Genomic DNA, 26,601 nt, shown 5'->3' on the forward strand with positions numbered 1-26,601 from the left:
CTCCGCGATGATTTCCAACCCGCGTTCCTAGGCCGCCAGCATTTCCTTCGCGTGCTTGCGGGTGGTGGCGGTGATCTCCAGTCCGCCGAGCATCCGCGCGACTTCTTCGACGCGGCTCGCGCGGTCGAGCGAGGTCACGCTGCTCACCGTGCCGCCTTTGCCGTTGCCCGACTTCGCCACCTGGAAATGATGGTCGCCGCGCGCGGCGACTTGCGGCAAGTGGGTGACGCACAGCACCTGCCGAGCTTGACCCAGTTGATGCAGCAAGCGCCCAACCACTTCGGCGACGCCGCCGCCGATTCCCGTATCCACTTCGTCGAAGATCAGGGTTGGTGTCGGGCTCGCGGCGCTCGCAATGACCGCCAGAGCGAGACTGATCCGCGCCAGTTCCCCGCCTGAGGCAACCTTTGCGAGCGGCCGCAGCGGCACGCCGGCATGACCGGCGACACGGAATTCGACCTGTTCGAGCCCGTGCGCGCCACCTTCTGGCAACGGCACCAGCGCCACGTCGAAGCTGCCGCCTTTCATCGACAGTTCCTGCATGCCGGTGGTCACCGCTGCGCCCAGGGCCTTGCCGGCCTTGGCGCGCGCCTTCGACAGTTTTTTTGCTTCGGCGAGGAAGGCTTCTTTGGCTTTGGCTTCGGCCGCGTGCAGGCTGTCGAGATCGGCGGCGGCGTCGAGCGCGGCAAGTTGCGCGCGACGCGCTTCGTGTTCTTCCGGCAGCGTCTCGGGTTGCAGGCGGAATTTGCGTGCGGCCGAGTGCAGCGCGTCGAGACGCTTTTCGACCTGGGCGAGCCGGTCTGGATCCAGTTCGAGCTTCTGCGCGTAGTGGCTGAGCGAATAGGCGGCTTCCTGCAACTGGATTTCCGCCGGTTCCAGCGCCGCCAGCACATCGTTCAGCGCCGGGTCGATCTCGGCGAGGTCGCGCACTTTCGACACGATCGAGGCGAGATGCGTGATCATCGCCTCATCAGATTCGGACAGCGCGCCGAGCGCCCCTTGCACGCCGTCGATCAGATTGGCCGAGTGCGACAGGCGCCGGTGCTCGGTGTTGACCTCTTCCCATTCGCCCGGTTGCGGCGAAAGCTTGTCCAGTTCGGTGAGCTGCCAGGCGAGACGTTCGCGCTCCAGTTGCAGCTCGCGGTCGCGCGTTTTCGCGTGCTCGACAGCCTGAATCTTTTCGCGCCACGACCGCCATGTACGCGTGACGGTTGCCGCGGTTTCCGTGAGGCCAGCATGGGTGTCGAACAGTTCGCGTTGCGCGTCCGGACGCATCAGCAACTGGTGCGCATGCTGCCCGTGAATATCCACCAGCATCTCGCCGACTTCGCGCAATTGCGCGAGCGTCGCTGCCGTGCCATTGATGAACGCGCGCGAGCGGCCGTTCGCGTCCACCACGCGACGCAGCATGACGGTGCCGCCGTGATGACCGTCGTCGGAGGTCGTGCCGAGCGCCTGCTCGTCGAGCCATTGCTCGACTTGCGCATGCGTCTCGAACTCCGCGGTGATGTCGGCACGGCTCTCGCCGGTGCGCACCACGTTCGCATCGGCGCGGGCGCCGAGCGCAAGGGCCAGTGCGTCGATCAGGATCGACTTGCCGGCGCCTGTTTCGCCTGAGAAAACGGTAAAGCCGCTGTCGAATTCGAGGTCGAGCGCGGCGACGATGACGAAGTCGCGTATCGAGAGGTGGCGAAGCATGGAGGTCGTCTGGTGAGCTTGAGATTCAGGGTTCGGCAGCGGCGGCGTTCGTGTTCCGGCGGCCCGGCATTCCGGCTTTCCGGCGTTTCGGGCCGTTCAGGGCTTGGTATCTTCTTCGTGCGACGGGTATTCGTTCCAGTGCAGCTTCTTGCGCAGCGTCGCGAAATGGCTGTAGCCGACCGGATGCAGCATCGGCACCGTATGGCGCGAGCGGCGCACTTCGATCGTGTCGCCCAATTCCAGTGAAGTGAACGACTGCATGTCGAAATTGACGTTCACTTCGCGGCCCGAGACGATCTGGATGCTCACCTTCGAGTCGTCCGGCAGCACGATTGGCCGGTTCGACAACGCATGCGGCGCAATCGGCACCAGCACGATGCCTTGTAATTGCGGATGCAGGATCGGCCCCTGCGAGGACAGCGCGTAGGCGGTCGAACCCGTTGGCGTGGCGACGATCAGGCCGTCCGAGCGCTGGTTGTACATGAAGCGCCCGTCCACCGAGACATGCAGTTCCGCCATCCCCGAGAAACCGCTGCGGTTGACCACCACGTCGTTGAAGGCAAGTGCGTGATAGATCGGGGCGCCGTCGCGCATGATGCGCGCTTCGAGCAGCATGCGCTCTTCGCGCTCGAAGTTGCCTGAGAGCATTTGCGGCACGATCTCGCGCATGTCGGAGATCGGAATGTCGGTAATGAAGCCAAGCCGGCCGTGGTTGATGCCGATCAGCGGCGTGCGGTAGGGCGCGAGCTGGCGCCCAATGCCTAGCATCGTGCCGTCGCCGCCTAGCACCACGGCAACGTCGGCGCGCGCGCCGATCTCGGCGGGACGCAGCGCCGGATAGTCGGTTACGCCAATTTCGGCGGCGGTGTCGGCTTCGAATACGACCTCGAAGCCGCGCCTCGCGATGCACGAGGCGAGCTCGGTCAGCGGCTCGCCGATGCCCGGCGTATTGTTGCGCCCGACGAGCGCGACGGTCTTGAACTGGCTGGTCACTTGCATGCCGGCATTACACCATAGGTAGGGCCTGAAAAGAACCGCAGACAGACCCGGTAGCGAGCCTGCGCAAGCGCGCTGCCGGCGCATTGGGCGATTATCGTTAGAATGGTGAAACCTTGATGACATGCGCCGTCCCGCCAACCGGCGGCGCGATAGTCAGGGGTTGGCGCCGTTAGCGCTCGCTGTAGCCGCGTCATTGAGCTAAAATTTTCCGTCATGCTAGATCCCCGCGCACAAACCCTCCTCAAAACGCTGATCGAGCGCTACATCGCCGAAGGTCAGCCGGTCGGCTCGCGCACGTTGTCACGCTATTCCGGCCTCGAACTGAGCCCGGCCACGATCCGCAACGTGATGTCCGATCTCGAGGACCTGGGGCTCGTAATCAGTCCACATACGTCGGCGGGCCGGATTCCGACGCCGCGCGGTTACCGGCTGTTCGTCGATACCATGCTGACGGTGGAATCCGCCGCGGACGAAGAAGCGGTGATGCGTATCGTCAAGACTACGCTGCAGGCGGGCGAGCCGCAGAAAGTCGTCGCCGCGGCGGCCAGCGTGCTGTCCAATCTGTCGCAGTTCGCCGGTGTGGTGCTCACGCCGCGCCGCAGCCACGTGTTCAAGCAGATCGAATTCATGCGCCTGTCGGACAAGCGCATCCTGCTGATCATCGTGACGCCCGAGGGCGACGTGCAGAACCGCATTATGGCCACCCAGCGCGACTTTTCGCCTTCGCAACTGGTGGAAGCCTCCAATTACATCAATGCGCACTTCGCGGGCCTCTCGTTCGACGACGTGCGCCGCCGCCTGCGCGAAGAAATCGACGAATTGCGCGGCGACATGACCACGCTGATGCACGCCGCGGTCACGGCCAGCACGGATGAAACCGACACCGGCGAACACGTGTTGATTTCCGGCGAGCGCAACCTGCTCGAAGTCGCCGACCTTTCGTCGGACATGGCGCGCCTGCGCAAGCTGTTCGATGTGTTCGACCAAAAGACCAGTCTCCTTCAGTTGCTCGACGTGTCGAGTCACGCCGCGGGCGTGCAGATTTTCATTGGCGGCGAGTCGAATCTCGTGCCGATCGAGGAAATGAGCGTCGTCACCGCACCTTATGAGGTGAACGGCAAGATTGTCGGCACGCTCGGCGTGATCGGGCCGACCCGCATGGCCTACAACCGAGTGATTCCAATCGTGGACATCACCGCGCGGTTGCTTTCGCTGACGCTTAGTCAACAGTAACCTGCGGTCACCGTGGCTGCCGCACACCTCATGCTGCAAATGATGCGCGACAGCGCGCGGCTTGCCAATTGGCCGAATGGCCAGGGGTCCCTGGCGGACCTCGCAATGGACCGCGCCGCTATAATGAATTCCACCTGAACCGACTCTCCGCCCAAAGCGGTTATCCCTGCTGCCTATGCGCTTCGACCTCGAGCGGCCATCACAGAACGCCACGTCACACCGTGTCGCCGTGTTGCTGATCAATCTCGGCACGCCCGACGCGCCGACACCGCGTGCGGTCCGGCGCTATCTTGCGCAGTTCCTGTCCGATCCGCGTGTGGTCGAAATTCCGGCGCTGCTCTGGCAGGTGATCCTGCGCGTGTTGATTTTGCCGTTCCGCAGCCCCGCGTCAGCAAAGAAGTACGCGGCCGTGTGGATGCCGGAAGGCTCGCCGCTGCGTGTCTTCACGGAGAAGCAGGTGGAGGGTTTGCGCCATCTGCTGCAATTGAACGATTACACGGTGCTGGTCGACTACGCGATGCGCTATGGCACGCCCGGCATTCCGGCCATGCTGAACCAGCTCAAGCTGGCAGGCGCCGAGCGCGTTCTGCTGATGCCCATGTATCCGCAATACTCGTCGTCGACCACGGCCACGGCGTTCGACGACGCCTTTTCGGCCCTCAAGCGCATGCGCAATCAGCCGGAAATCCGCACGGTGCGGCAGTACGCCGATCATCCGGCTTATATCGCCGCGCTCGCCGCTCAGGTGCATCACTATTGGCATCAGCACGGCCGGCCGGATTTCGCGGCAGGCGACAAGCTGGTGCTGAGTTTTCACGGCGTGCCAAAGCGCACGATGGATCTCGGCGATCCGTACCACGAGCAATGCCAGCAGACCGGCGCGTTGTTGACGCAGGCGCTGGGATTGACGCAGGTGGAATGCCGCGTCACGTTTCAGTCGCGCTTCGGCAAGGCTGAGTGGCTGCAGCCGTACACCGCCCCCACGCTGAAGGAATTGGGCTCGGCGGGCGTGCGGCGTGCCGACGTGTTCTGTCCGGGTTTTACCGCCGACTGCCTTGAAACGATTGAAGAAATCGGCATGGAGGTGCGCGACGAGTTCCTGCAGGCGGGCGGCAAGGAATTCCATCGAATTCCCTGCCTGAACGCCTCGCAGCCGTGGATCGCCGCGCTCGGCGAAATCGTCGCGCAGAATCTGCAGGGCTGGCCCGTTCAAGCGGTGCCGGTGCCGCACACGACCGGGGCTTAAGCAGGCTCATGAATTACAGGATCTCAACCGAACCGGGCGCGAAGCTGCGCATCGACAAATGGCTTTGGGCGGCGCGCTTCTTCAAGACCCGCTCGCTCGCGGCGGATGCCGTCGAAAAAGCGCACGTGCGCATCGGCGGCGCGAGTGTCAAACCGGCCAAGGATGTGCGCGTAGGCGACCTGGTCGAGATAGAAATCGAGCGGATTGTCTGGCAGGTGGAAGTGCTGGGCGTATGCGACGTGCGCGGCCCGGCCAGCGTCGCGCAGACGCTTTATGCGGAAACCGAAGAGAGCAAGGTGAAGCGGCAGGTCGAGCAGGAGCGGCGCAAGACATACCGCGAACCGGCCGCCGCTTTGCACGGCAGGCCGACCAAGCGCGACCGGCGCACTATCGACAAACTTTCAGGTGGGGATTGAACAGTTGTTCCATCGTCGCGTGCACACCGCCGTACTCGGTGGTGTGATCGTTGACGGCCCCGGACATGCAGATGGTCGTGGTGCCCGCGATCAGTACCAATGCGACCACCGATATTGCAAAGGTCAGTTTCACGGTACTCCCCTTGGGAAGATTCGAGACGGAAACAGGCGAATCAGGTGGTAATTGAAAATTATCGGTAAGGCTTACGTTAGATTAGGGTTAACGTGTCTTTTCCGACGCTTTAATGGAGCATAGGCCACTTGTTGGGCGCACTCAATCTCAATCTGATTGCGACGCAATAATGGTTGTAACCGGGCATTTCTGCCGCAGGTCCGCGGTGTGAAAAGTTCCGGGAGATGCGCTTGAATTGGGTCTTTCCGGCCCCATCTGCCGTTTCGATACGCGCTCACGCACCAAGTTGTCTGTCGCAATTTTGCAACGCACAAATTGCGACAGCTTTTGACGCGTTGCCGCCACCACTAGCTTTAACCTTTTAACGACTGTCAGCGACATGGAAAACACGCAAGAGAACCCGACGAGCCAGAATCCCACGCCCGCCGACGAAACCGCGCGCCAGGCCGCCGAGGCTGCAGCACCCCAGCAGGACGCGGCTGCAAATGCTGCGCCTGAAGCGCCGGCAACCGGCGCGGAAGCCGCATTGGCCGAAGCAGAGGCGAAGCTCGCCGAGCTGCAGGAAAGCTTCCTGCGGGCGAAGGCGGAGACTGAGAACGTGCGCCGCCGCGCCCAGGAAGATGTCGCCAAGGCCCACAAGTTCGCGATCGAAAGCTTCGCTGAGCATTTGCTGCCGGTGGTCGACAGCCTCGAAGCGGCTGTTGCACACTCGTCCGACGACCTGCAAAAGGTCCGCGAAGGCGTCGAACTTACGCTGCGCCAGCTCTCCGGCGCGCTGGAGAAGGGCCGCGTCGTTGCCCTGAACCCGGTTGGCGAGAAGTTCGACCCGCACCGTCATCAGGCTATTTCGATGGTGCCGGCCGATCAGGAACCGAACACCGTCGTTGCTGTGCTGCAAAAGGGCTTCGTGATCGCCGACCGCGTGCTGCGTCCGGCCCTAGTGACTGTCGCGGCGCCGAAGTAAGCAAGCATCTGAGGCCGCCGCACGAGCTGCCTCGGACGCCGCATCAGGGACCTGGTTATCAGCCGGTCCGCCCGACAGGCACCGTGATGGCCAACATTCCCGTTGACGCCACTGCGTTCATGCTTCACGGCGTGCCCACATGGTTCTTCTTTTACCGAGGCAGCCAGCTGGCACGGCCTGGGGCAGTTCGAGGCGGCGGTCGCGGTCGCGCGGGACAAGATCTGTGCGGGCAATGTGGTCGGCAGTACGCAAATGGTGAAAAAAGCGGCAAAAGTTCGACCGATTGAAAAAAATTAAAGACCGCATCGTAAAAGAGGTCTTGAAAACGATGCGGACGCACTTATGTTGAGTGCAGGTAGGAATTCAGAGCGGATCGCCGTACCGCCAGATGGGCAAAAACGGCGATTCCCGCAGCGATCAAAGTCAGGAGATTAGTAAAAATGGGCAAAATCATCGGTATCGACCTCGGCACGACCAACTCGTGCGTGGCGATCATGGAAGGCAATTCGGTCAAGGTGATCGAGAACTCGGAAGGCGCGCGCACCACGCCGTCGATCATCGCTTACATGGAAGACGGCGAGATTCTCGTCGGCGCGCCTGCGAAGCGTCAGTCGGTCACGAACCCGAAGAACACGCTGTACGCGGTCAAGCGCCTGATTGGCCGCCGCTTCGAAGAAAAGGAAGTGCAGAAAGACATCGCTCTGATGCCGTACAAGATCATGAAAGCCGATAACGGCGACGCATGGATCGAAGTGCGCGACCAGAAGCTCGCACCGCCGCAAATCTCCGCGGAAACGCTGCGCAAGATGAAGAAGACCGCTGAAGATTACCTCGGCGAGCCGGTCACCGAAGCCGTGATTACGGTTCCCGCGTACTTCAACGACAGCCAGCGTCAGGCTACCAAAGACGCAGGCCGCATCGCCGGTCTGGAGGTGAAGCGGATCATCAACGAACCGACCGCAGCCGCTCTGGCATTCGGTCTGGACAAGGCCGAAAAGGGCGACCGCAAGATCGCGGTGTATGACCTTGGCGGCGGTACGTTCGACGTATCGATCATCGAAATCGCTGACGTTGACGGCGAAATGCAGTTCGAAGTGCTGTCCACGAACGGCGACACGTTCCTCGGCGGTGAAGACTTCGACCAACGCATCATCGATTACATCATCGGCGAGTTCAAGAAGGAACAGGGCGTCGACCTGTCGAAAGACGTGCTCGCGCTGCAACGCCTGAAGGAATCGGCGGAAAAGGCGAAGATCGAACTGTCGTCGAGCCAGCAGACCGAAATCAACCTGCCGTACATCACGGCCGACGCGTCGGGTCCGAAGCACTTGAACCTGAAAATTACGCGCGCCAAGCTCGAAGCACTGGTTGAAGAACTGATCGAACGCACCATCGAACCGTGCCGCACGGCGATCAAGGACGCAGGCGTGAAGGTTGGCGAGATCGACGACGTGATTCTGGTCGGCGGCATGACGCGTATGCCCAAGGTGCAGGACAAGGTCAAGGAGTTCTTCGGCAAGGAACCGCGCCGTGACGTGAACCCGGACGAAGCCGTGGCCGTTGGCGCCGCGATTCAAGGCCAGGTTCTGTCGGGCGACCGCACGGACGTTCTGCTGCTCGACGTGACCCCGTTGTCGCTCGGCATCGAAACGCTCGGCGGCGTGATGACGAAGATGATCAACAAGAACACCACGATCCCGACCAAGCACGCACAGGTCTACTCGACGGCTGACGACAATCAGGGCGCCGTGACGATCAAGGTGTTCCAGGGCGAACGCGAAATGGCAGCGGGCAACAAGCTGCTGGGCGAGTTCAACCTTGAAGGCATTCCGCCGGCACCGCGCGGCACGCCGCAGATCGAAGTGAGCTTCGACATCGACGCGAACGGCATTCTGCACGTCGGCGCGAAAGACAAGGCGACCGGCAAGGAAAACCGCATCACGATCAAGGCGAACTCGGGTCTGTCCGAAGCCGAAATCGAGAAGATGGTGAAGGACGCCGAAGCGAACGCGGAAGAAGATCACAAGCTGCGTGAGCTGGCCGATGCCCGCAACCAGGGCGACGCGCTGGTCCACAGCACGAAGAAGGCGCTCACCGAATACGGCGACAAGCTGGACGCCACGGAGAAGGAAGCGATCGAAACCGCGCTGAAGGACCTCGAAGAAACGCTGAAGAGCGGTTCGAGCGACAAGGCCGCGATCGAAGCCAAGATCGAAGTGGTGGCTACGGCCTCGCAGAAGATGGGCGAGAAGATGTACGCCGACATGCAGGCTGCACAAGGTGCCGAAGCTGCGGCAGCGGGCGCGGCAGGTGCAGGCGCATCGGCGGGTGGCGCGAGCCATCAGCAGCAGGACGACGTGGTCGACGCCGAGTTCAAGGAAGTGAAGAAAGACTAAAGCCGGGTCGCAATCTGACCGTAAAGCCGCACACAGCGATGTGTGCGGCCTGGCTGCAAAACGGTTTGCTCCCGTCCGGGTGCATGAACCTGCAAAGCGGTTATCGCGCCTGGTGAGCCTTTTTGGGCTCTCCGGGCACATTTGTTTTATGGAGGGCGTTGTTTTGAGTCGCGTGAAAGCGGCGGGAAACAGCGGCCGCACGAGTCGCAAGACTCCAGCATTCAAGAGGAGCCACCGCGTCGCATTGCGCGAGTGGCGTTGAACCGATATGGCGAAACGGGATTACTACGAGGTTCTGGGCGTCGCAAAGAACGCGAGCGACGACGAAATCAAGAAGGCTTATCGCAAGCTTGCGATGAAGCACCACCCCGACCGCAATCCCGGCAACAAGGATGCGGAAGAGCATTTCAAAGAGGGGAAGGAAGCCTATGAAATGCTGTCGGACTCGCAAAAGCGTGCCGCGTACGATCAGTACGGCCACGCGGGCGTCGACCCGAACATGGGCGGAGCCGGTGCGCAAGGCTTCGGCGGTTTTGCCGATGCATTCGGCGATATTTTCGGCGACATCTTCGGCCAGGCGGCCGGCGGCGCCGCACGCGGCGGTGGCGGCCGCGCAGGCCCGCAGGTGTATCGCGGCGCCGATCTGCGCTACAGCATGGAAATCACGCTGGAACAGGCCGCGCACGGCTACGACACGCAGATTCGCGTGCCGAGCTGGGTGTCGTGCGAAATCTGTCACGGCTCGGGCGCGAAGCCCGGCACCAAGCCGGAAACCTGTCCGACCTGTAGCGGCTCGGGTTCGGTGCGGATGTCGCAGGGCTTTTTCAGCATCCAGCAGACCTGCCCGAAGTGCCATGGCACGGGCACTTATATCCCTGAGCCGTGCGGCCATTGCCACGGCGCGGGCAAGGTGAAGGAAACCAAGACGCTGGAAGTGAAGATCCCGGCAGGTATCGACGACGGCATGCGCATCCGCTCGGCCGGCAACGGTGAGCCGGGTATCAACGGCGGTCCATCGGGCGATCTGTACGTCGAGATTCACATCAAGCAGCACTCGGTATTCGAGCGCGACGGCGACGACCTGCATTGCCAGATGCCGATTCCGTTTACCACGGCGGCGCTCGGCGGCGAAATCGAAGTGCCGACCCTCGCGGGCCGCGCGAGCTTCACGGTGCCGGAAGGCACGCAGTCGGGCAAGACGTTCCGTTTGCGTGGCAAGGGGATCAAGGGTCTGCGCTCGAGCATTGCCGGCGATCTTTACGTGCACGTGCAAGTCGAAACGCCGGTCAAGCTCACGGAGCCGCAGCGCGAGTTGCTTCAGCAATTCGAGAAGGCACTCGTGGAAGGCGGCGCACGGCATAGCCCGCAGAGCAAGAGCTGGTTCGATCGGGTAAAGAGCTTCTTCGATTAATAGCGGTTTGATGTGGCGGTAAGCATGACGGCAGATGAGCGCGATGCAGTATTCGCGTTGCTCGACGATTGCGACGCGACGGCGGCGCGCCGTTCGAGTCGTCTGTACATGGGTTTTGTGCATGAGCGGGTTTGCGCGGACGCCGCGCAACTCGAAGTCGTGTGCGAGACCGTGGCCGCGGATACGCGGCGTGGTTTGCATGCCGTCGTGCTCGCCGACTATGAGTTTGGCCGGCATCTTCTGGACGGCTGCCTTTCTCACCAGGCATTGAAAGAAACGCAGCGTGGCGATGCTACGCTGCGTTTTTTATTGTTCGAACGTTGCGAGAAGCTGTCGCGCGACGAGGTCGACGCGTGGCTCATGGCGCGCGACGGCGGGACGGCAGAGGCGTCGGTAGCGGGTACCGCAAACGTGCGCGCGAGCGTCGATCCAAAGCAATTCAACGAAGCGATCGATGCGATCCATGCCGCCCTGCGCGCGGGCGATTCTTATCAGGTCAACTACACGTATCGGCTTGGTTTCGATGTATTCGGCTCGCCGACCGCGCTTTATCGGCGGCTGCGAGTGCGTCAGCCGGTTCCATACGGCGCGTTGATCGCGTTGCCGGGCGACGAGTGGGTGCTGTCGTGCTCGCCGGAGCTGTTCATCGAGAAGGAAGGGGCGCTGCTGCGCGCCCGTCCGATGAAAGGCACGGCGCCGCGGTCGGAAGATCCTGACGCGGATCGCGGCGCCGCCGATTTCCTCGCGAATGACCCGAAGAATCGCGCCGAAAACGTGATGATCGTCGACCTGTTGCGCAACGACCTGTCGCGCGTGGCGCAGACAGGCTCGGTCAGTGTGCCGGCGCTGTTTTCGGTCGAGCCGTATGCGTCGGTCTGGCAGATGACGTCGACGGTGCATGCGACGTTGCGCGCCGGCACGTCTTTCGCCACGATCATGCGTGCGCTGTTTCCATGCGGCTCGATCACCGGTGCGCCGAAGCATCGCACGATGCAGTTGATCGAGGAATTGGAAAGCACGCCGCGGGGTCTTTACACAGGCGCGATCGGTTGGCTCGATGCCACCACAAGCGAAGACGCCTGCGGCAACTTCTGCCTATCTGTCGCGATCCGCACGTTGACCTTAACCCCGACCGCACAACCAGGCGAACTGCAAGGCAAGATGGGGGTCGGCGCAGGCATCGTGCTCGACAGCCTCGCCGCCGACGAATATGCGGAGTGCCAATTGAAGGCCAGCTTTCTGACCGGCGCCGAGCCGGGTTTCGAGCTCTTCGAAACGATGTATGCGATGCGGGAAGAGGGCGTGCGGAATCTGTCGCGTCATCTCGCACGACTCTCCGCGAGCGCCGCGACGCTGGGTTTCAAACTCGACGATGAAAACGAAATTCGCGCGCAAATTGCAGAAAGATGTGCGGCGTTGCCAACGCAAATCCCGCACCGTGTGCGCCTCGCGTTGAGCAAAAACGGCGCGGCACAAATAACGGCGGCAGTGCTGACGCCGCTGGCCGACTCGACGGTCGGCGTGCTGCTTGGGCCGGATCACGATTTCCCCACGACGGACGCCAACGATCCGCTGTTGCGCCACAAAACCACGCGCCGCGCCGAATACGATCGCGGTTGGCGCGAAGCCGAAGCGAAAGGCGCATTCGACACGCTGTTCTTCAACGAGCGCGGCGAGTTGACCGAAGGCGGCCGGTCGAACGTGTTTGTGAAGCTGGCGGGACGGTGGTGGACGCCGCCATTAGAGTCGGGCGTGCTGCCCGGGATCATGCGAGGTGTGTTGCTGGAGGATACCGGCCTTCGCGCTGCTGAACGCGTGCTAACTCGAGTCGATGTGCAGAATGCCGAAGCACTTCTGGTGTGCAACGCACTGCGAGGCGCGGTAAAGGCGCGAGTGCTGGGCTAAGGTGGGAGGGGCGAGGCTTGAGGTAGCCGTGCTACCGGCTTTGGGTGACGCATGCCGCCACAGCGGCTCAACTGTGGCGAGCGTGCAGCAAGCGGGCCATCCATCCGGACAAGCGGGCGTGCCAAGTGGATTCCCGCAAGTCATGCGGTGCGGTGGCGTGATTGCGGATTTCCGCTACATCGATCAGGCAAAAGGGGCTCATGGTCATCTCTCTTCGGCTTGCGGCAGCGCCGCGTTAACAAGGTAGACGAAGATAGACGATCAGGTTTTCAGGCGATATCGGACGGGTCCCAAATAGGACAAAACAGGACCAAACGGGACAACACATCAATCGGGCGCAATTACGCCCGATTGATGTAATCCGCTAACAGACCGCGTAATTAGAACGTATGCTCCGGCCCCGGGAACGAGCCGTCCTTCACAGCACGCACATACGCTTCCACGGCAGCCTGAATGTTCGGCTGCCCCTGCATGAAATCTTTCACAAAGCGCGGCCGCTTGCCTGGGAAAATTCCCAGCATGTCGTGTAGCACCAGCACCTGACCCGAGCAATCCAGACCCGCGCCGATGCCGATAGTCGGAATCCGCAATTGCTTCGTGACTTCACTGCCGAGCAGCGTGGGAATCGCTTCTATCACGATCAGTTGGGCGCCTGCATTCTGCACGGCGAGCGCGTCGCGCAGCACCTGGCTCGCGCCGGCATCGGTCTTGCCCTGCACCTTGAAACCACCGAACGCATGCACCGATTGCGGCGTCAGGCCGACGTGCGCGCACACCGGAATCGACCGTTCGACCAGAAAGCGCACCGTGTCCGCGAGCCACTCACCGCCTTCGAGTTTCACCATTTGCGCGCCGGCACGCATGAGTTCCACGGAGCTTCTGAAGGCGTCTTCCGGCGTGCCGTACGTGCCGAACGGCAGGTCGGCGACCACCAGCGCCGAGGGCCGCGCTCGCGCGACGCTCGCCGTGTGATACGCGATGTCGGTAAGCGTGACTGGCAGCGTGGTTGCCTGGCCTTGCAGCACATTGCCGAGCGAGTCGCCGATCAACAGCACGTCGACGCCCGAGCGATCCAGCAGCGCGGCGAAGCTCGCGTCGTAACAGGTCAGCATGGCGATCTTTTCGCCAGCGTCGCGCATCGCCTGCAGTTTCGGGACGGTGATGGCGTTCCGGCTCGCTTCCTGCAAATAGGTCATGGGGAAATCCGTTGGAAAGAAGAGCGGCGCGTCGCTTAAAGCGACGTGCCTTTGACAAAGAATTCCTTGCGGCCGCGCATGGTTTCGATGCGTTCGGCGAGTAGCGCAAGGTCCGCGTCCGAGTCGAGCGGATTCAGATGTTCAGCGTTGACCGTCAGCACGGGTGCGCTGTCGTAGTGATAGAAAAACTCGTTGTAGGCGTCGCAGAGCGCGTGCAGATACGCATCGGAAATCTGCAGTTCCATTGGCACCGCGCGTTTCTGGATACGCGCGAACAGCACTTCGGGACTGGCTTGCAGGTAGACCACGAAATCCGGCGCAGGTGCGCTCACGCCGATTCGCGCGGCGAGGGCGCGATAAAGCTGCCACTCGTCTTCCTGCAGTGTCAGACGCGCGAAGATGTCGTTCTTCTGCGTCATGAAATCGGCAATCAGCGGTGTGCCCGCCACATGCGCGGCTGCCACGTTCTGGGCCTGCTGCGCGCGCTGCAAGGCGAAGTGCAATTGCGTGGGCAGCGCATAACGCGTGGTGTCGCGATAAAAGCGTTCGAGAAAGGGATTGTCCTGCGGCCGCTCGAACAGTTCCTGCATCGACCAACGCTGGGCGAGCCGCCGTGCCAGTGAGGTCTTGCCGACGCCGATTGGCCCTTCGATCGCGAGATAGCCGAAGGGCGGCCGCAGTTGCGGCGCGGTGACGGTGAGTGGCGGCGAATTCATTCGCAACGACCCTTGTCCCTGGCAGGGGCGTCGGCGGTCAATGCATTGAGCATCGGACACTGGCACGGCCCCTTCACCTTTTCGATGCGTTGATCGTGCACGCCACCAAGCAGCGCCTCCGCACGGCCGTGTTGCGGGATGATCAGCGTTGGGTCGATCTCGACGAGCGGCACGAGTGCAAAGGCGCGTTCGATCAAACGCGGATGCGGCACGATCAGATCGGCTTCGTCGATCGATTGATCGCCGTACAGCAGGATGTCCAGATCGAGCGTGCGCGGGGCGTTGCGAAACGGCCGTTCACGACCGAACTGATGCTCGATTTTGTGGCATAGCGCTAGCAGATGCCGCACGGGGAGCGTCGTTTCGACCTTCACGACACAGTTGAAATAGTCGTCACCGCCCGCGTCGATCGGGGCAGTGCGATACAGGCTCGACTTGGCGAGCACGGAGATGGTGTGCTGTTGTGCCAGGCACACCACCGCGTCTTTCAGGGTCTGGCGCGCGTCCCCGAGATTCGCGCCGAGGCCGAGATAGGCAACCGTCATGGCATAACTTCCTGCAACTATCGTTCGACGGCAACTGCCAACGCTGTGTCAGTCTTCGTGCGGGCCGTCATGGCCCGCGTCGTTGGCTGTGCGTTCGGCTTGCGTGCCGCCCTCCATTCCGTCGCCCGGTTTGCGGCTCCTCGCGCCACTGCTGCGCCGCCGTCGTTTTCTGGGGCTTCGGTCCTTCCCGCCTTGCGTGAGCAAAGTCTCCCGCGCAGCGACGTCTCCTTCGATGAACTCCGTCCACCACGCACCGACCGACTCATCGAGTTCGCCCGATTCGCAGCGCAACAGGAGGAAATCATACCCCGCTCTAAATCTTTGGTGTTCCAGCAGCTTCAGCGCGCTTCTTCCAGAGCGTTTCTCGAGGCGCAGTTGCAGCCCCCAGATCTCGCGCATATCCGACGAAAAGCGCTTGTGGATCGCGAGTTTCTCGGTTTGCATGTCGAGGACTTCGTCCATCGCGCGATGCAGCGCCGGCACCGGATATTCGCCGTTCGCTTCAAATTGTTGCCAGCGTGTCTGCACGTCGTGCCACAGCAGCGTGGCAAACAGGAAACCCGGCGAAACGGGCTTGCCGGCACGCACGCGGGCGTCCGTATTGGTCAGCGCGAGCGTAATGAATTTCTCGCCGATCGGCTGTTCCAGCACCACGTCGAGCAGCGGCAGCAGACCGTGATGCAGGCCTTCCTGGCGCAGACGTTTCAAACAGGCAAGCGCGTGGCCCGACAGCATCAGCTTGAGCATCTCGTCGAACAGACGCGCGGCCGGCACGTTGTTGATCAGATCGGCCATTTTGGCGATCGGCGCGCGGGTCGTGTCTTCGATCTCGAACTCGAGCTTGGCGGCAAAACGCACCACGCGCAGCATGCGCACCGGATCCTCGCGATAACGCGTGGCCGGGTCGCCGATCATGCGTAACAGATGCGCGCGCATGTCGGCCATGCCGTTGTGATAGTCCAGCACGGTTTGCGTGGCCGGATCGTAGTACATCGCGTTGATCGTGAAATCGCGGCGCGTGGCGTCTTCGTGCTGCTCGCCCCAGACGTTGTCGCGCAGCACGCGGCCGCTGGCGTCTACCGCATGCGTGCGGCGGTCGAGTTCGTCGCGCTTCAGGCGGCGCGGCGGCGCCGCGTCGGCTGCGGGAGGATCGACCAGTGCGCGGAACGTCGAGGTTTCGATGATTTCCTGGCCGAACTGCACGTGCACGATCTGGAACCGACGGCCGATGATGCGCGCGCGGCGGAACAGCTTCTGCACCTGTTCGGGCGTGGCGTCGGTCGCGACGTCGAAGTCTTTCGGCTTGATGCCGAGCAGCAGATCGCGCACCGCACCGCCGACGATAAACGCGCGATGCCCCGCTTCCTGCAGACCCTCGGTGACGCGAATCGCGTTCCTCGAGATCAGCGACTGATCGATGCCATGCACGTCGTGCGGAATGATGACCGGCACGTCGGGGTCCCGCACGGTTTTGGCGGCAGGGCGCGCCGGTTTGCGGCGCGCTTTGGTGGCGCTGGACGCGTTGCGTGCCGGCGCCTCGCCGGCTTCGTCTGCTTCGGCTTCGGCGGGCGGGGTGTCGTCAGCGGGCGCCGGGTCCTGGCCGAATAGCTTGCGGATAAGTTTTTTGATCACGAGGGTTGAAAGAGTTCGAGGATGCGCCAGCCTTTGGCCTGCGCATGGGCGCGCAATGTGTCGTCGGGATTGGTCGCGATCGGATCGGTGACCTTTTCGAGCAGCGGGATGTCGTTGTGCGAGTCGCTATAGAAATAGCTGTGCTCGAAGTCGCTCCAGGTTTTGCCGAGGGATGCGAGCCACGCCTCGGTACGGACGATCTTGCCTTCCTTGTAGCTCGGCGTGCCGGTGGGGCGGCCGGTGTACGGCGAATGCGGCTGGCCGTCGACGGTTTCCGCTTCGCAGGCAATCAGCGCGTCGACGCCGAACGCTTGCGCGATCGGACGGGTGATGAATTCGTTGGTCGCGGTGACCACGCAGCAGAGATCACCGGCTTCACGATGCTCCCTGACCAGCTCCAGCGCGACCGGAAAGATCGCCGGCTTGATCACTTCATGCATGTACTGCGCGTGAAGCTCGGCAAGCTGCGCGCGCGTGTATTTCGCGAGCGGCGTGAGCATGGCGATCAGATAAGCGTGAATGTCGAGCTTGCCGGCCTTGTAGTCGGCGAAAAAGCGGTCGTTTTCACGAGCGAAGTTTTCGGCGTCGACCATGCCTTGTTTCACCATGAAGCGGCCCCATTCGTGGTCGCTGTCAGTGGGAATGAGGGTGTGGTCGAGGTCGAAGAGTGCGAGGTTAGCCATGGGGGCCTATTTTACTTGAAGCGGCGGCGGGGGACGCGGATGAGGCCGATGAAGGGGGCGCGGCTCGCCGATCGTCGGCGTCGGGCGAGGCCAGCATGGTGCGCAGGAGCGGCAGCGTAACCGCGCGTTTCTGTTCGAGCGAGAAGCGGTCGAGCGCGTCGAGCAAGGCCATCAGGCTCGGCATATCGCGCCGAAAATGCGTGAGCAGGTAGGCGGGGACGTCGTCGGCGAGCATGATGCCGCGCTCGCGCGCCGCGTGTTTCAGCACGGCGGCCTTGCCTTCGTCCGGCAGCGGCGCGAGATGAAACACCAGGCCCCAGCCGAGACGGGTGCGCAGATCTTCGCGCACCGTCATTCCGATCGGTGGCGCATTGCCCGCGGCGACGAGCGCGCTGGTGGGATGCGCGCGCACCTCGTTGAACAGGTTGAACACGGCAATCTGCTGCGCCGCGGACAGACCGTCGCAATCGTCGACCGCATACAGCGCGACGCGCGGGTCGAACGTGAAAGCGGCGAGGCTGCTCTGCGGACCGGCAAAACGTGCATGACCCGGCGGCGCTTCGTGGACCAGCGCCTGCAGCAGATGCGTGCGGCCGCTGCCGGCTTCGCCCCAGACATAGAAGGTGCGATCGGCCACTGGCCCGGCCGCGAGCGCGTTGTCGAGCTCGCGCAGCCGCGTGACCAGCTCGGCGTTGGCGCCGGCGAAGAAATTGTCGAATGTCGATGGCGGCGGGGTGCCGAGATCGAGCGTCAGTTGACGAAGCACAGTAAGTTAATGCCGAAAATGAGGCTTAGGCCGCAAATGGCCCGGATCGCGGGCCCTAAAACGTCCATGAACAGTCAATGAGCAGTCAATGAGCAGTCAGTGACTCAGTTGTTGTAAAGCGTGCTCGTCAGATAGCTTTGACGCAACTCGCGCATGGCTACCGACAGAATGGCGCTGACCGGCAATGCCAGCAACACGCCGAAAAAGCCGAACAGTTGACCGAACGCGAGCAACGCGAAGATTACCGCGAGCGGGTGCAGGCCGATCCGTTCGCCGACGAGGCGCGGCGTGAGATAAAAGCTCTCCACGATCTGGCCGACGCCGTAAATCAGCGCGACCGCGCCGAAGCCGTACCAGTCGCCGAACTGTAGCAGTGCCGCGAGCAGCGCCAGCGCGAGACCGGTTGCAAAACCGATGTACGGGATGAACACAGCGAGGCCCGTGAAAATACCCACCGGCAGCGCGATCTCGAAGCGAGCGATGGTCAGCGCAATCGCATAATAGACCGCGAGCACGCCCATCACGAGCAATTGGCCGCGCAGGTATTGCGACAGCATCTGGTCCATGTCGCGCGCGAGTTGCAGCGTCTTGTCGAGCCAGCGGCGCGGCACCGTGATCTGCATGCGAGCGAGCATGCGATTCCAGTCGTACAGCAGATAAAACAGCACGAGCGGCACCATCACGAGGTTGCCGACCACTGTCATCATCACGTTGCCGCTGGTGCGAACGGAGGTCCATACATACAGCGCGACCTGCTGCGCGCTGCCTTCGAGCTGGCCCATCACGAGATCGCGGATGCTGGCGAAATCGAGCGAGTCGGCGAGGCCCAGCAGCGCAAGCTTCGGTTGCAGCCAGGCGCTCACGTGAGCGAACAGCACGGGCACCTGCTGCTTCAACTGCGGCCCTTCTTTCTGGATGACGGCCAGCACCAGCAGTACGAGCAGCGTCATCAGCAACGAGAACAGCAGCATCATCAGCAAGGCGGCGAGTCCGCGCGGCACGCGCCGGCGCACCATCCACGCGACGCCCGGTTGCAGAATGTACGCGAGAATGGCGCCCAGCAGGAACGGCGTGAGGACCGGGCTCAGGAGCCAGAGCAGAATGCCGACGCCCAGCGCGATCGCCAGCCAGATAAAGGCGCGGCGCTGCACAGGCGTCAGGATCGAGGAGTTCTGTTGCAAAGTTATTTCCCTGGTGTCGTCGTGACCGGAGGATTCAGGATGATTCAAATTCCAGCCAGCCGGCCGGCAACTCTGTATGGGACCAGAGTAAGCGCTGAAGCGCCAACTCTGGTCGGCATCGGGTAAAATCGCATTTTACCGACCTTCTTGCTCTTCCCCATGAATCAACCGAAATCCGCCTCTGACGCCCAAGGTTTGTCGTATCGCGACGCCGGCGTGGACATCGACGCGGGCGACGCCCTTGTCGACGCGATCAAGCCCTTTGCCAAAAAGACGATGCGCGACGGCGTACTGGGTGGCATCGGCGGGTTTGGCGCGCTGTTTGAAGTGCCGAAGAAATACAAGGAACCGGTGCTGGTTTCGGGCACCGACGGTGTCGGCACTAAGCTGCGCCTCGCGTTCCAACTGAACAAACATGACACCGTCGGCCAGGATCTGGTGGCGATGAGCGTGAACGACATCCTGGTGCAGGGCGCCGAACCGCTGTTCTTCCTCGATTATTTCGCTTGCGGCAAGCTGGACGTCGCTACGGCGGCAACGGTCGTGAAGGGTATCGCGCATGGCTGCGAACTGTCCGGCTGCGCGCTGATCGGCGGCGAGACGGCTGAAATGCCGGGCATGTATCCGGACGGTGAATACGATCTGGCCGGTTTTGCGGTCGGCGCGGTGGAAAAGAGCAAGATTATCGACGGCAGCACGATCGCCCCGGGCGACGTGGTGCTGGGCCTGGCTTCCAGCGGCATCCATTCGAATGGTTTTTCGCTGGTGCGCAAGATCATCGAGCGCGCGCAGCCGGATCTGAATGCGGATTTCGATGGCCGCTCGCTGGCCGATGCGCTGATGGCGCCTACGCATATTTATGTGAAGCCTTTGCTGGCCTTGATGCAGCAGATCGCTGTGAAGGGTATGGCGCACATCACTGGCGGTGGTTTGGTCGAGAACATTCCGCGCGTTTTGCGTGAAGGTCTGACGGCTGAGCTGGATCACCGTAGCTGGACGATGCCGCCGCTGTTCTCGTGGCTGCAGGAGCACGGCGGCGTGGCGGATGCGGAAATGCACCGCGTGTTCAACTGCGGGATCGGCATGGCGGTTGTGGTTGCCGCTGCTGATGCCGATGCGGCGATCGCGTCTTTGTCGGCGGCTGGCGAGCAGGTCTGGAAGATCGGCGTGATTCGCGAGAGCGCGGCCGGTGAAGCTCAGACGGTAGTCGTCTAACCAGCCCCAGCTTGACCCAAGGCTGGTTTGCCTGCGCGGCGTACAGAAAGAACGCGCCGCGCGGGTAAAACCTCAAATTAGCGCTTCAATCAAGCTCACGACCTGCCCGGTAGCGTTGGGGTCGCAGCAATCAACAACAACCCGCTCGGTCATGCTGCGCAGCCATGTGAGCTGCCGTTTGCACAATTGCCGGGTAGCAAACACCCCCTTATCCCGCATGGTCGAGTAATCGACCGCCCCGTCGAGATATTCCCAGGCCTGCCGATATCCCACGCAGCGCATGGACGGCATCTCGGGCAATAGATCTCCGCGCTCGCGCAATTTCACCACTTCGTCGATAAAGCCGTCGGCCAGCATGGCGTCGAAGCGCTTTTCGATGCGCGCATGCAGCCAGCTTCGATCGGAAGGCTCGAGCGCAATGGGCACAAAGCGCCACGCCAAAGCGGCGTCGTCCGTTCGAGCGGGCGCGGCTAGCAGAGCGGACATCGCTTGCCCCGTCAGCATGAAAACTTCGAGCGCCCGCTGAATTCGCTGCGAATCGTTCGGCGCCAGACGCGCGGCCGTAACGGGATCGACAGCGGCAAGCCGCGCATGCATTGCCGGCCAGCCGTGGCGTGCGGCATCGGCATCGAGCGTCGCGCGAACGTCGGCATCCGCGGCGGGCAGGTCGTTTAGCCCTTGAGTGAGCGCCTTGTAGTACAACATTGTCCCGCCGACCAGCAAGGGCAGTCGCCCGCGCGCGCTGATCTCGCCGATCAGGCGCAACGCGTCGCTGCGAAATTCCGCCGCCGAATATGCGTCCGTCGGATCGACGATGTCGATCAGATGATGCGGCGCCACCGCGCGTTCTTCCGCCGTCGGCTTGGCGGTGCCGATATCCATCTCGCGATAGACCAGCGCCGAATCGACACTGATGATTTCCACTGGCCGCCGTGCGGCCAGCGCCAGCGCAGCAGCGGTTTTGCCGGACGCGGTCGGGCCGAGCAGGCAAGGGATCGGCGTGGGAGTGCTCGAAGTGCGTGAGGTCATAGGCAAGACGGCGCGCGCCGAATCTGCGTAATCAGGCGCACCGTCACTGCCCACGCATGAACAGCCGATCGAGATCGGACAGCGTCAGCTGGTACCACGTCGGACGCCCGTGGTTGCATTGGTCGGCGCGCTCGGTCGCCTCCATCTGGCGCAGCAGGGCGTTCATTTCGTCGAGCGTCAGACGCCGGTTCGCGCGCACCGCGTGATGGCAGGCGAGCGTGCCGAGCAGTTCGTGCTGACGCTCCGTCAGTACGCGTGAACCGCCGAACGCATGCAGGTCCGAGAGGACCGCACGGGCCAAGGCCTGCAGATCGGCGTCTTTCAGCAGGGCGGGCACAGCGCGGATCGCGAGCGTAGTCGGCGACAGCACCGCGAGGTCGAAGCCGAGTGCGTCCAGCGTGTCGCGCTCTTCTTCGACCGTGCCGATTTCGATCGGATCGGCCTGCATGGTCTGCGGGATCAGCAGCGGCTGCACGGCAATCGTGCGATCGGCCAGCGCGTTTTTAAACTGCTCGTACAGGATGCGCTCGTGCGCGGCGTGCATATCGACAATCACCAGTCCATGTGCGTTCTGTGCGAGCACATAGATGCCGTGAATCTGGCCGAGGGCGAAACCGAGCGGCTGCTCGTCGGAGGCATTGAACGCGGGCGATGCGTATGACCCTGAGGCGTTGTACGGGGACGGCGCTTCCGTAGCCGAGTCGCGCGCTTCGAAGAGCGTCGCGCCTTCCGCTGTGCCGGTGTTCGTGTCTCTGCGGCCGAAGAGGGCGTCGTAGAAGGCCAACGGTTGGGCAACCGGCAGCGTGCCTTGTGTCATGCGTGCCTGGCGCATCCAGCTATTGCCCGGCTGCGAGGATCCGGATCCGCTACCAAAGCCGCCGCCGAAGCCGCCTGCAGTGGTGCCGAAGCCACCGCCGCCTCCAGCACCCGCGCCGCCGAGCGGTGTAGCGCCGAACGAAGCCGGCCCACCCGGCGATGCTTCCAGATGCGCTGCATGCCCACCGGCAGTCGTTTCCGGCGACGCGCCCGCATGCCGGGCCAACGCACGCTGCACGGCATGAAACACGAACTGGTGAATCGAACGGGAATCGCGAAACCGCACTTCGATTTTCGACGGATGCACGTTCACATCGACCGCTTCTGGCGGCAGATCGAGAAACAGCACATAGGACGGATAGCGGTCGCCATGCAGCACGTCTTCGTAGGCGGCGCGCACGGCGTGCGTGAGCAGCTTGTCGCGCACGAACCGGCCATTGACGAAGAAATACTGCTGATCGGCGCGTCCGCGGCTCGCGGTCGGCAGGCCGGCGCAGCCGTAGACGGCGAGCGGTCCAGCGGATTCGTCGAGCGGCAAATGAGCCGTCGCAAAGGTTTCGCCGAGGATCTTGGCGACCCGCACGGGAGGTTCGCTGGCATTCCAGTGTTCGACCGCCTTACCGTTGTGCAGGACCGAAATCGCCACATCCGGCCGCGCCAGCGCAGCGCGACGAATCTGTTCGAGGCAATGGCCGAGTTCGGTCTGCTCGCTTTTCAGGAATTTGCGGCGCGCGGGCGTGTTGAAGTACAGCTCGCGGACTTCGATCGTGGTGCCCTGGGTGCCCGCGGCGGGGCTCAGCACTCCCGTTTGCGCGTCGACGCGCACGGCGTGCGGCGCGTCAGCAGTGCGGCTCGTGATGGCCATCTGCGCGACGGATGCAATCGACGCCAGCGCCTCACCGCGAAACCCCAGCGTGGCAACCGCTTCCAGTTCGGCGAGCGAGCGGATCTTGCTGGTCGCGTGACGCATCAGCGCGAGCGCGAGTTCGTTTTCGGGGATGCCGCAGCCGTCGTCGGTGATCGAGATGCGTTTGACGCCGCCTTCGTCGAGCAGGATGCGCAGCGTCTGCGCGCCGGCGTCGAGCGCATTTTCGAGCAATTCCTTGACCACCGAGGCCGGCCGCTCGACCACTTCGCCGGCGGCAATCTGGCTGATCAACTGATCGGGCAGGGGCTGGATCGCCCGCAACGGGCGTGGGACGGGCGCGGCGGCGGAAACTGCGGCCGCGTCGGCGGTGCCGGCAGGCGTTTCGGAGAATTCTGACATGGCGAAATTATAGCGATTCGGCGCGAACAGGCTGGATGGGGGCCGAAGGTAGGAATCGGCGCGGTCGTGCGGCAGGTGATCGCAGAACTGCAGAATCGCCGCACGGCGTCGAAATTGTCCGCGCAAGGCAGATTTTTAATCGCAGCCGGGCACTTTCGGTATCATGACGCGGTCAATTTCCAGCGGCGAGCATGCGCTCGTTGCTCATCGCCCGCAAGGCTGCTGACGCGGCCGCTTCCGCCACGCTCACATTCGCTCAATAAAGGACGCTTTTTGGACACGCTGCTACAGTTCGCCAACCTTGTCTTGCACATCGACAAGTTTCTGGGAGTCTTTATTCACGAGTACGGCGCCTGGGTCTACGCGGTGCTGTTTCTGATCGTGTTCTGCGAAACCGGGCTGGTCGTCCTGCCGTTTCTGCCGGGCGATTCACTGCTGTTCATCGGCGGTGCTTTTTGTGCGGCCGGCGAAATGAATCTCGGTTTGCTGATCGTGCTGCTGCTCGTCGCTGCGATCACCGGCAACACGGTTAACTACATGGTCGGGCGGTCCATCGGGCCTCGGGTGTTCAATTCGCGCATCCCTTTCCTTGAGCGCTTCCTCGACCGCAGCGCGCTGCAGAAGACTCATAACTTCTACGAGAAGCATGGCGGCAAGACCATCGTGCTGGCGCGTTTCATTCCGGTGGTGCGGACTTTCGCCCCATTCGTGGCGGGCGCGTCGGAGATGACGGTTAGCCGGTTCCAGCTTTTCAATGTCCTGGGTGCGCTGCTCTGGGTGTTGCTGCTGGTGTTCCTCGGTTACTTCTTCGGCAACATTCCGTTCATCCGGCAGTATTTGAACCTGATCGTGCTGGTGGGTATTGGCGCGGCCGTGGTGCCGGTTGTGCTCGGCGCGCTGTGGAAAGTGACGCGCAAGAAGAGCGACGCGGCCAAGTCGGGTAGCCGCTAACGCTTCACGTAGTACGAAGCTGAACGAACAAACGGCGTCACGAATCTCGCGACGCCGTTTTCGTTTTGCGGTTGGGCTTTTGGTCAGTTGAAGCGCTGAGGCAGCGAACAACGCTTCACCTTAGCGGACGTCAGCCTCGATCCAGAGACCTGAGCCCCGATAGTGCTCAACTGACGATACGCGGCGCAAGCGGTGTTTCCGGTGTCGGATAGCCTGCGTCCTTGAAGGTCTGGATGATCGCGCGGTTGGTGTCGAAGTAGACCTGCCAGTAATGATCGGTATGCGTGTAGGGCCGCACGCACAGCAACGGTCCTTCCGGCGTGAAGCTCAGTACTTCGATATCCGGTGCGGGACTCTCGGCCACGTTGGGGATCTGCGTAACGGCCGCCTTCAACCGGACCATCGCATCCGTAGGATCGACGCCGTTCGCAATCTTCGCGGTCAGCTCGACGCGCCGCACCGGCAGTGCGCTGTAGTTCGAGATTGTGTCCGAAAAGATCTTGTTGTTACCCACGATGGTTACCACATTGTCGGGCGTCACGATGGTCGTGCCGAATAACCCCAGTTCCGAGACCGTGCCCGTGACACCGCCCGCCATGACGAAATCCCCCACCTTGAACGGCCGCAGCACCTGCATGAAGATGCCTGCCGCGAAGTGTGCGAGCAAGCCGCCCCACGCCGTGCCGATTGCAAGACCGAGGCCGGCGAGCAATGCGGCGAACGAGGTAGTCTGGACGCCGAACACCTGCAGGATCGCAAGGATCAGCAGCAGGTTCAGCAGTGCGCCGAGAATCGAACCGAGGTAATGAGCGAGTGTTGGATCGACGTGGCCGTTTTTCGACAACAGTTTGCGAAGCAAGCCGGTGATGAGGCCGATGACCCACCGGCCGACGATCCACAAGACGATTGCGCCGAGTACCTTGGTGCCGAGGTCGATGCCTCGGGTCATGATGAACACGCGTACGGTTTCGAGATCCAAGATGTTCCTCGCTGGTTGAGTTGCCTTCGACTGATTGAACGGCGGTAGTGCAATACAGCGGCGAATGCCCGGCGACGGGCGCAAACTGTAAATCTCGGTCTTCGAAAGTTATACGCGACGGCGCGCGCGACCGCAAGGTCCGTTCCTGTTGATGATGCGGATTGCGTAAGGGAAGAAAACGGGCCGCGTGGGGCTACATCGGCAGTTGAGATTCGGAGTACGGGGACGTGCGAATGACCAGCGTGTTGTCGTTAGTTTTGGCGGCGCGCGCGCGACGTGCCACGTAGCGCGAAGCCAAAGCCGCAATGGCTGCAAGCACATATGCGCTGGCGCGTTCGAAGAACGCGGCCGGCGTGCTGAATTTGCCATAGCGGCTCTGCGCATCGGCGAACACGAGAAAGGTTAGCGCGGCATCGAGCAGCAAGGCGGCCGAAATCATTGCGACGAAAATGTGCGCACCATTGAGCGCGGCGCCGGGTGCGAACCGGTTGCACAGATGACATGCGCTCAGAACGATAGCCAGCAAAACAAGGTTCGAGACGAGGTCGAACAGAAAATTGGTCATGTTGACAGAATGAAAGCGCAGGGATCTGCGGCGTTGCCAAAGCGTCTGCTCACGCAGCGTTGCAGCGTGATTCGCAGAATCGGCGGCGATCATTGCACGTCTTCACGTCTCAATAAATATCAATGTTCGGAGTCCGTTGTATCTGTTTCGTATCGAAGAGGCGTGATGTAAGAGGGGCCCGTGGGTGCGTGGGGTTTTGTGATTGGCGCTGTGAGAATGCTTCGCGCGCGTGTAAAGAGTGCGGCGATATCGTTCCGATTTCGTCGATTTCGCTCGTCACTTAAACGGCGTTTCTCGCGACGCCATTCGGTTGGGCGATACGGACGAATGGTGACGGCGTGATTCGCCGAGACCGCGCGCGGATTCGAGCCGCAAAAAGAAAAGGGCTTGCACGCTGACGCGTGCAAGCCCTTGAATCTTTTGGTAGGCCGTACGGGATTCGAACCTGTGACCAACGGATTAAAAGTCCGCTGCTCTACCAGCTGAGCTAACGACCCAAAAGAGAAGCGAGATTATAGCGATAGGACCTATGGCCTGTCAACCCATGGTGGTGAGTCGAGCTATCCGCACTTCAGATAGTGAAAAGCCCGAGGTATCACTACCCCGGGCTTTCCGGCGAGAGGCGCGCGTGACTGTTGATTTGGAGACTGCGCAGCCAC

General features: G+C 62.3%; 23 protein-coding genes, 1 tRNA gene and 1 pseudogene. 10 read left to right on the forward strand and 15 right to left on the reverse strand.

What is annotated here, in order from left to right:
- Positions 1–27: 27 nt before the first annotated feature.
- Positions 28–1,698, reverse strand: a complete 1,671-nt coding sequence (recN, locus tag P3T25_RS26155; RefSeq protein ID WP_429359456.1) for a DNA repair protein RecN — start codon at positions 1,696–1,698, stop codon at positions 28–30.
- Between the two features lie 96 nt (positions 1,699–1,794).
- On the reverse strand, positions 1,795–2,697 hold the full coding sequence (locus P3T25_RS26160) for an NAD kinase (protein ID WP_154565837.1): 903 nt from the start codon (positions 2,695–2,697) through the stop codon (positions 1,795–1,797).
- Between the two features lie 213 nt (positions 2,698–2,910).
- Here P3T25_RS26160 and hrcA point away from each other — a divergent pair, with 213 nt between their 5' ends.
- From hrcA to P3T25_RS26175, 3 genes are all read left to right on the forward strand, one after another.
- Positions 2,911–3,930, forward strand: coding sequence for a heat-inducible transcriptional repressor HrcA (gene hrcA / locus P3T25_RS26165; RefSeq protein ID WP_154565838.1), 1,020 nt, complete (start codon positions 2,911–2,913; stop codon positions 3,928–3,930).
- Between the two features lie 175 nt (positions 3,931–4,105).
- The gene (gene hemH / locus P3T25_RS26170) at positions 4,106–5,176 is read left to right on the forward strand and encodes a ferrochelatase (RefSeq protein ID WP_154565839.1); all 1,071 of its coding nucleotides are present in this window, start codon (positions 4,106–4,108) and stop codon (positions 5,174–5,176) included.
- Between the two features lie 8 nt (positions 5,177–5,184).
- Complete coding sequence (locus P3T25_RS26175) at positions 5,185–5,592, forward strand: RNA-binding S4 domain-containing protein (protein WP_175052135.1); 408 nt, start codon at positions 5,185–5,187, stop codon at positions 5,590–5,592.
- Here the strand turns inward: P3T25_RS26175 and P3T25_RS26180 are convergent.
- On the reverse strand, positions 5,564–5,725 hold the full coding sequence (locus tag P3T25_RS26180; protein WP_012431795.1) for a hypothetical protein: 162 nt from the start codon (positions 5,723–5,725) through the stop codon (positions 5,564–5,566). The two genes, P3T25_RS26175 and P3T25_RS26180, sit on opposite strands and share 29 nt — an antisense overlap.
- A 379-nt stretch (positions 5,726–6,104) precedes the next feature.
- Here P3T25_RS26180 and grpE point away from each other — a divergent pair, with 379 nt between their 5' ends.
- The 5 genes and pseudogenes from grpE (at position 6,105) to pabB (ending at position 12,401) form a co-directional block, all read left to right on the forward strand.
- Positions 6,105–6,689: a nucleotide exchange factor GrpE gene (grpE, locus tag P3T25_RS26185; RefSeq protein WP_171926326.1), complete on the forward strand. Its 585-nt coding sequence runs from the start codon at positions 6,105–6,107 to the stop codon at positions 6,687–6,689.
- 116 nt (positions 6,690–6,805) lie between these two features.
- Positions 6,806–6,986: pseudogene (locus P3T25_RS26190) on the forward strand (hypothetical protein); the annotation flags it as partial.
- Between the two features lie 143 nt (positions 6,987–7,129).
- Positions 7,130–9,085 carry a molecular chaperone DnaK gene (dnaK, locus tag P3T25_RS26195; protein ID WP_171926327.1) on the forward strand — a complete coding sequence of 652 codons (1,956 nt, stop codon included), beginning with the start codon at positions 7,130–7,132 and terminating at the stop codon, positions 9,083–9,085.
- Positions 9,086–9,353: 268 nt separating this feature from the next.
- A complete protein-coding gene (dnaJ, locus tag P3T25_RS26200; RefSeq protein WP_171926328.1) occupies positions 9,354–10,496 on the forward strand; it encodes a molecular chaperone DnaJ in 1,143 nt (380 codons plus the stop codon).
- Positions 10,497–10,520: 24 nt separating this feature from the next.
- Positions 10,521–12,401 (forward strand): aminodeoxychorismate synthase component I, encoded by a 1,881-nt coding sequence (gene pabB, locus P3T25_RS26205; RefSeq protein WP_429359461.1) that lies wholly within the window; start codon positions 10,521–10,523, stop codon positions 12,399–12,401.
- A 380-nt stretch (positions 12,402–12,781) separates the two neighbouring features.
- Here pabB and panB read toward each other — a convergent pair whose 3' ends face one another.
- The 7 genes from panB to P3T25_RS26240 all read right to left on the reverse strand — a co-directional run bounded on the left by panB (position 12,782) and on the right by P3T25_RS26240 (position 19,120).
- Positions 12,782–13,597, reverse strand: a complete 816-nt coding sequence (gene panB / locus P3T25_RS26210; RefSeq protein WP_266238385.1) for a 3-methyl-2-oxobutanoate hydroxymethyltransferase — start codon at positions 13,595–13,597, stop codon at positions 12,782–12,784.
- Positions 13,598–13,632: 35 nt separating this feature from the next.
- The gene (locus P3T25_RS26215) at positions 13,633–14,313 is read right to left on the reverse strand and encodes a deoxynucleoside kinase (RefSeq protein ID WP_429359463.1); all 681 of its coding nucleotides are present in this window, start codon (positions 14,311–14,313) and stop codon (positions 13,633–13,635) included.
- Positions 14,310–14,858, reverse strand: coding sequence for a 2-amino-4-hydroxy-6-hydroxymethyldihydropteridine diphosphokinase (folK, locus tag P3T25_RS26220; protein ID WP_154565846.1), 549 nt, complete (start codon positions 14,856–14,858; stop codon positions 14,310–14,312). Before folK ends, P3T25_RS26215 begins: the two co-directional genes overlap by 4 nt.
- A gap of 48 nt (positions 14,859–14,906) precedes the next feature.
- Complete coding sequence (gene pcnB / locus P3T25_RS26225) at positions 14,907–16,490, reverse strand: polynucleotide adenylyltransferase PcnB (RefSeq protein ID WP_429359466.1); 1,584 nt, start codon at positions 16,488–16,490, stop codon at positions 14,907–14,909.
- On the reverse strand, positions 16,487–17,173 hold the full coding sequence (locus P3T25_RS26230) for an HAD family hydrolase (protein WP_154565848.1): 687 nt from the start codon (positions 17,171–17,173) through the stop codon (positions 16,487–16,489). The genes pcnB and P3T25_RS26230 overlap by 4 nt, the downstream gene beginning before the upstream one ends.
- Entirely contained in the window at positions 17,166–17,939 is a 774-nt protein-coding gene (hda, locus tag P3T25_RS26235; protein ID WP_168435938.1) for a DnaA regulatory inactivator Hda, read from the reverse strand. The genes P3T25_RS26230 and hda overlap by 8 nt, the downstream gene beginning before the upstream one ends.
- 104 nt (positions 17,940–18,043) lie before the next feature.
- Positions 18,044–19,120: an AI-2E family transporter gene (locus tag P3T25_RS26240; protein ID WP_154565849.1), complete on the reverse strand. Its 1,077-nt coding sequence runs from the start codon at positions 19,118–19,120 to the stop codon at positions 18,044–18,046.
- A gap of 159 nt (positions 19,121–19,279) precedes the next feature.
- Between P3T25_RS26240 and purM the strand changes: the two genes are divergently transcribed.
- Complete coding sequence (purM, locus tag P3T25_RS26245) at positions 19,280–20,335, forward strand: phosphoribosylformylglycinamidine cyclo-ligase (RefSeq protein ID WP_429359469.1); 1,056 nt, start codon at positions 19,280–19,282, stop codon at positions 20,333–20,335.
- Positions 20,336–20,407: 72 nt separating this feature from the next.
- Here the strand turns inward: purM and miaA are convergent, their stop codons facing one another.
- The gene (gene miaA, locus P3T25_RS26250; protein WP_429359471.1) at positions 20,408–21,364 is read right to left on the reverse strand and encodes a tRNA (adenosine(37)-N6)-dimethylallyltransferase MiaA; all 957 of its coding nucleotides are present in this window, start codon (positions 21,362–21,364) and stop codon (positions 20,408–20,410) included.
- A gap of 43 nt (positions 21,365–21,407) precedes the next feature.
- Positions 21,408–23,447, reverse strand: coding sequence for a DNA mismatch repair endonuclease MutL (gene mutL, locus P3T25_RS26255; protein WP_154565852.1), 2,040 nt, complete (start codon positions 23,445–23,447; stop codon positions 21,408–21,410).
- A 273-nt stretch (positions 23,448–23,720) separates the two neighbouring features.
- Here mutL and P3T25_RS26260 point away from each other — a divergent pair, with 273 nt between their 5' ends.
- The gene (locus P3T25_RS26260; protein ID WP_429359473.1) at positions 23,721–24,398 is read left to right on the forward strand and encodes a DedA family protein; all 678 of its coding nucleotides are present in this window, start codon (positions 23,721–23,723) and stop codon (positions 24,396–24,398) included.
- 166 nt (positions 24,399–24,564) lie between these two features.
- Here the strand turns inward: P3T25_RS26260 and P3T25_RS26265 are convergent, their stop codons facing one another.
- The 3 genes from P3T25_RS26265 to P3T25_RS26275 form a co-directional block, all read right to left on the reverse strand.
- Positions 24,565–25,377 (reverse strand): mechanosensitive ion channel family protein, encoded by an 813-nt coding sequence (locus P3T25_RS26265; RefSeq protein WP_154565854.1) that lies wholly within the window; start codon positions 25,375–25,377, stop codon positions 24,565–24,567.
- Positions 25,378–25,570: 193 nt separating this feature from the next.
- On the reverse strand, positions 25,571–26,035 hold the full coding sequence (locus tag P3T25_RS26270; RefSeq protein ID WP_325063544.1) for a hypothetical protein: 465 nt from the start codon (positions 26,033–26,035) through the stop codon (positions 25,571–25,573).
- Between the two features lie 328 nt (positions 26,036–26,363).
- Positions 26,364–26,439 (reverse strand) — tRNA-Lys (locus tag P3T25_RS26275).
- Between the last annotated feature and the right edge of the window lie 162 nt (positions 26,440–26,601).

The organism is Paraburkholderia sp. GAS32, assembly GCF_050434225.1.
Taxonomy (GTDB): Bacteria; Pseudomonadota; Gammaproteobacteria; order Burkholderiales; family Burkholderiaceae; genus Paraburkholderia; species Paraburkholderia madseniana.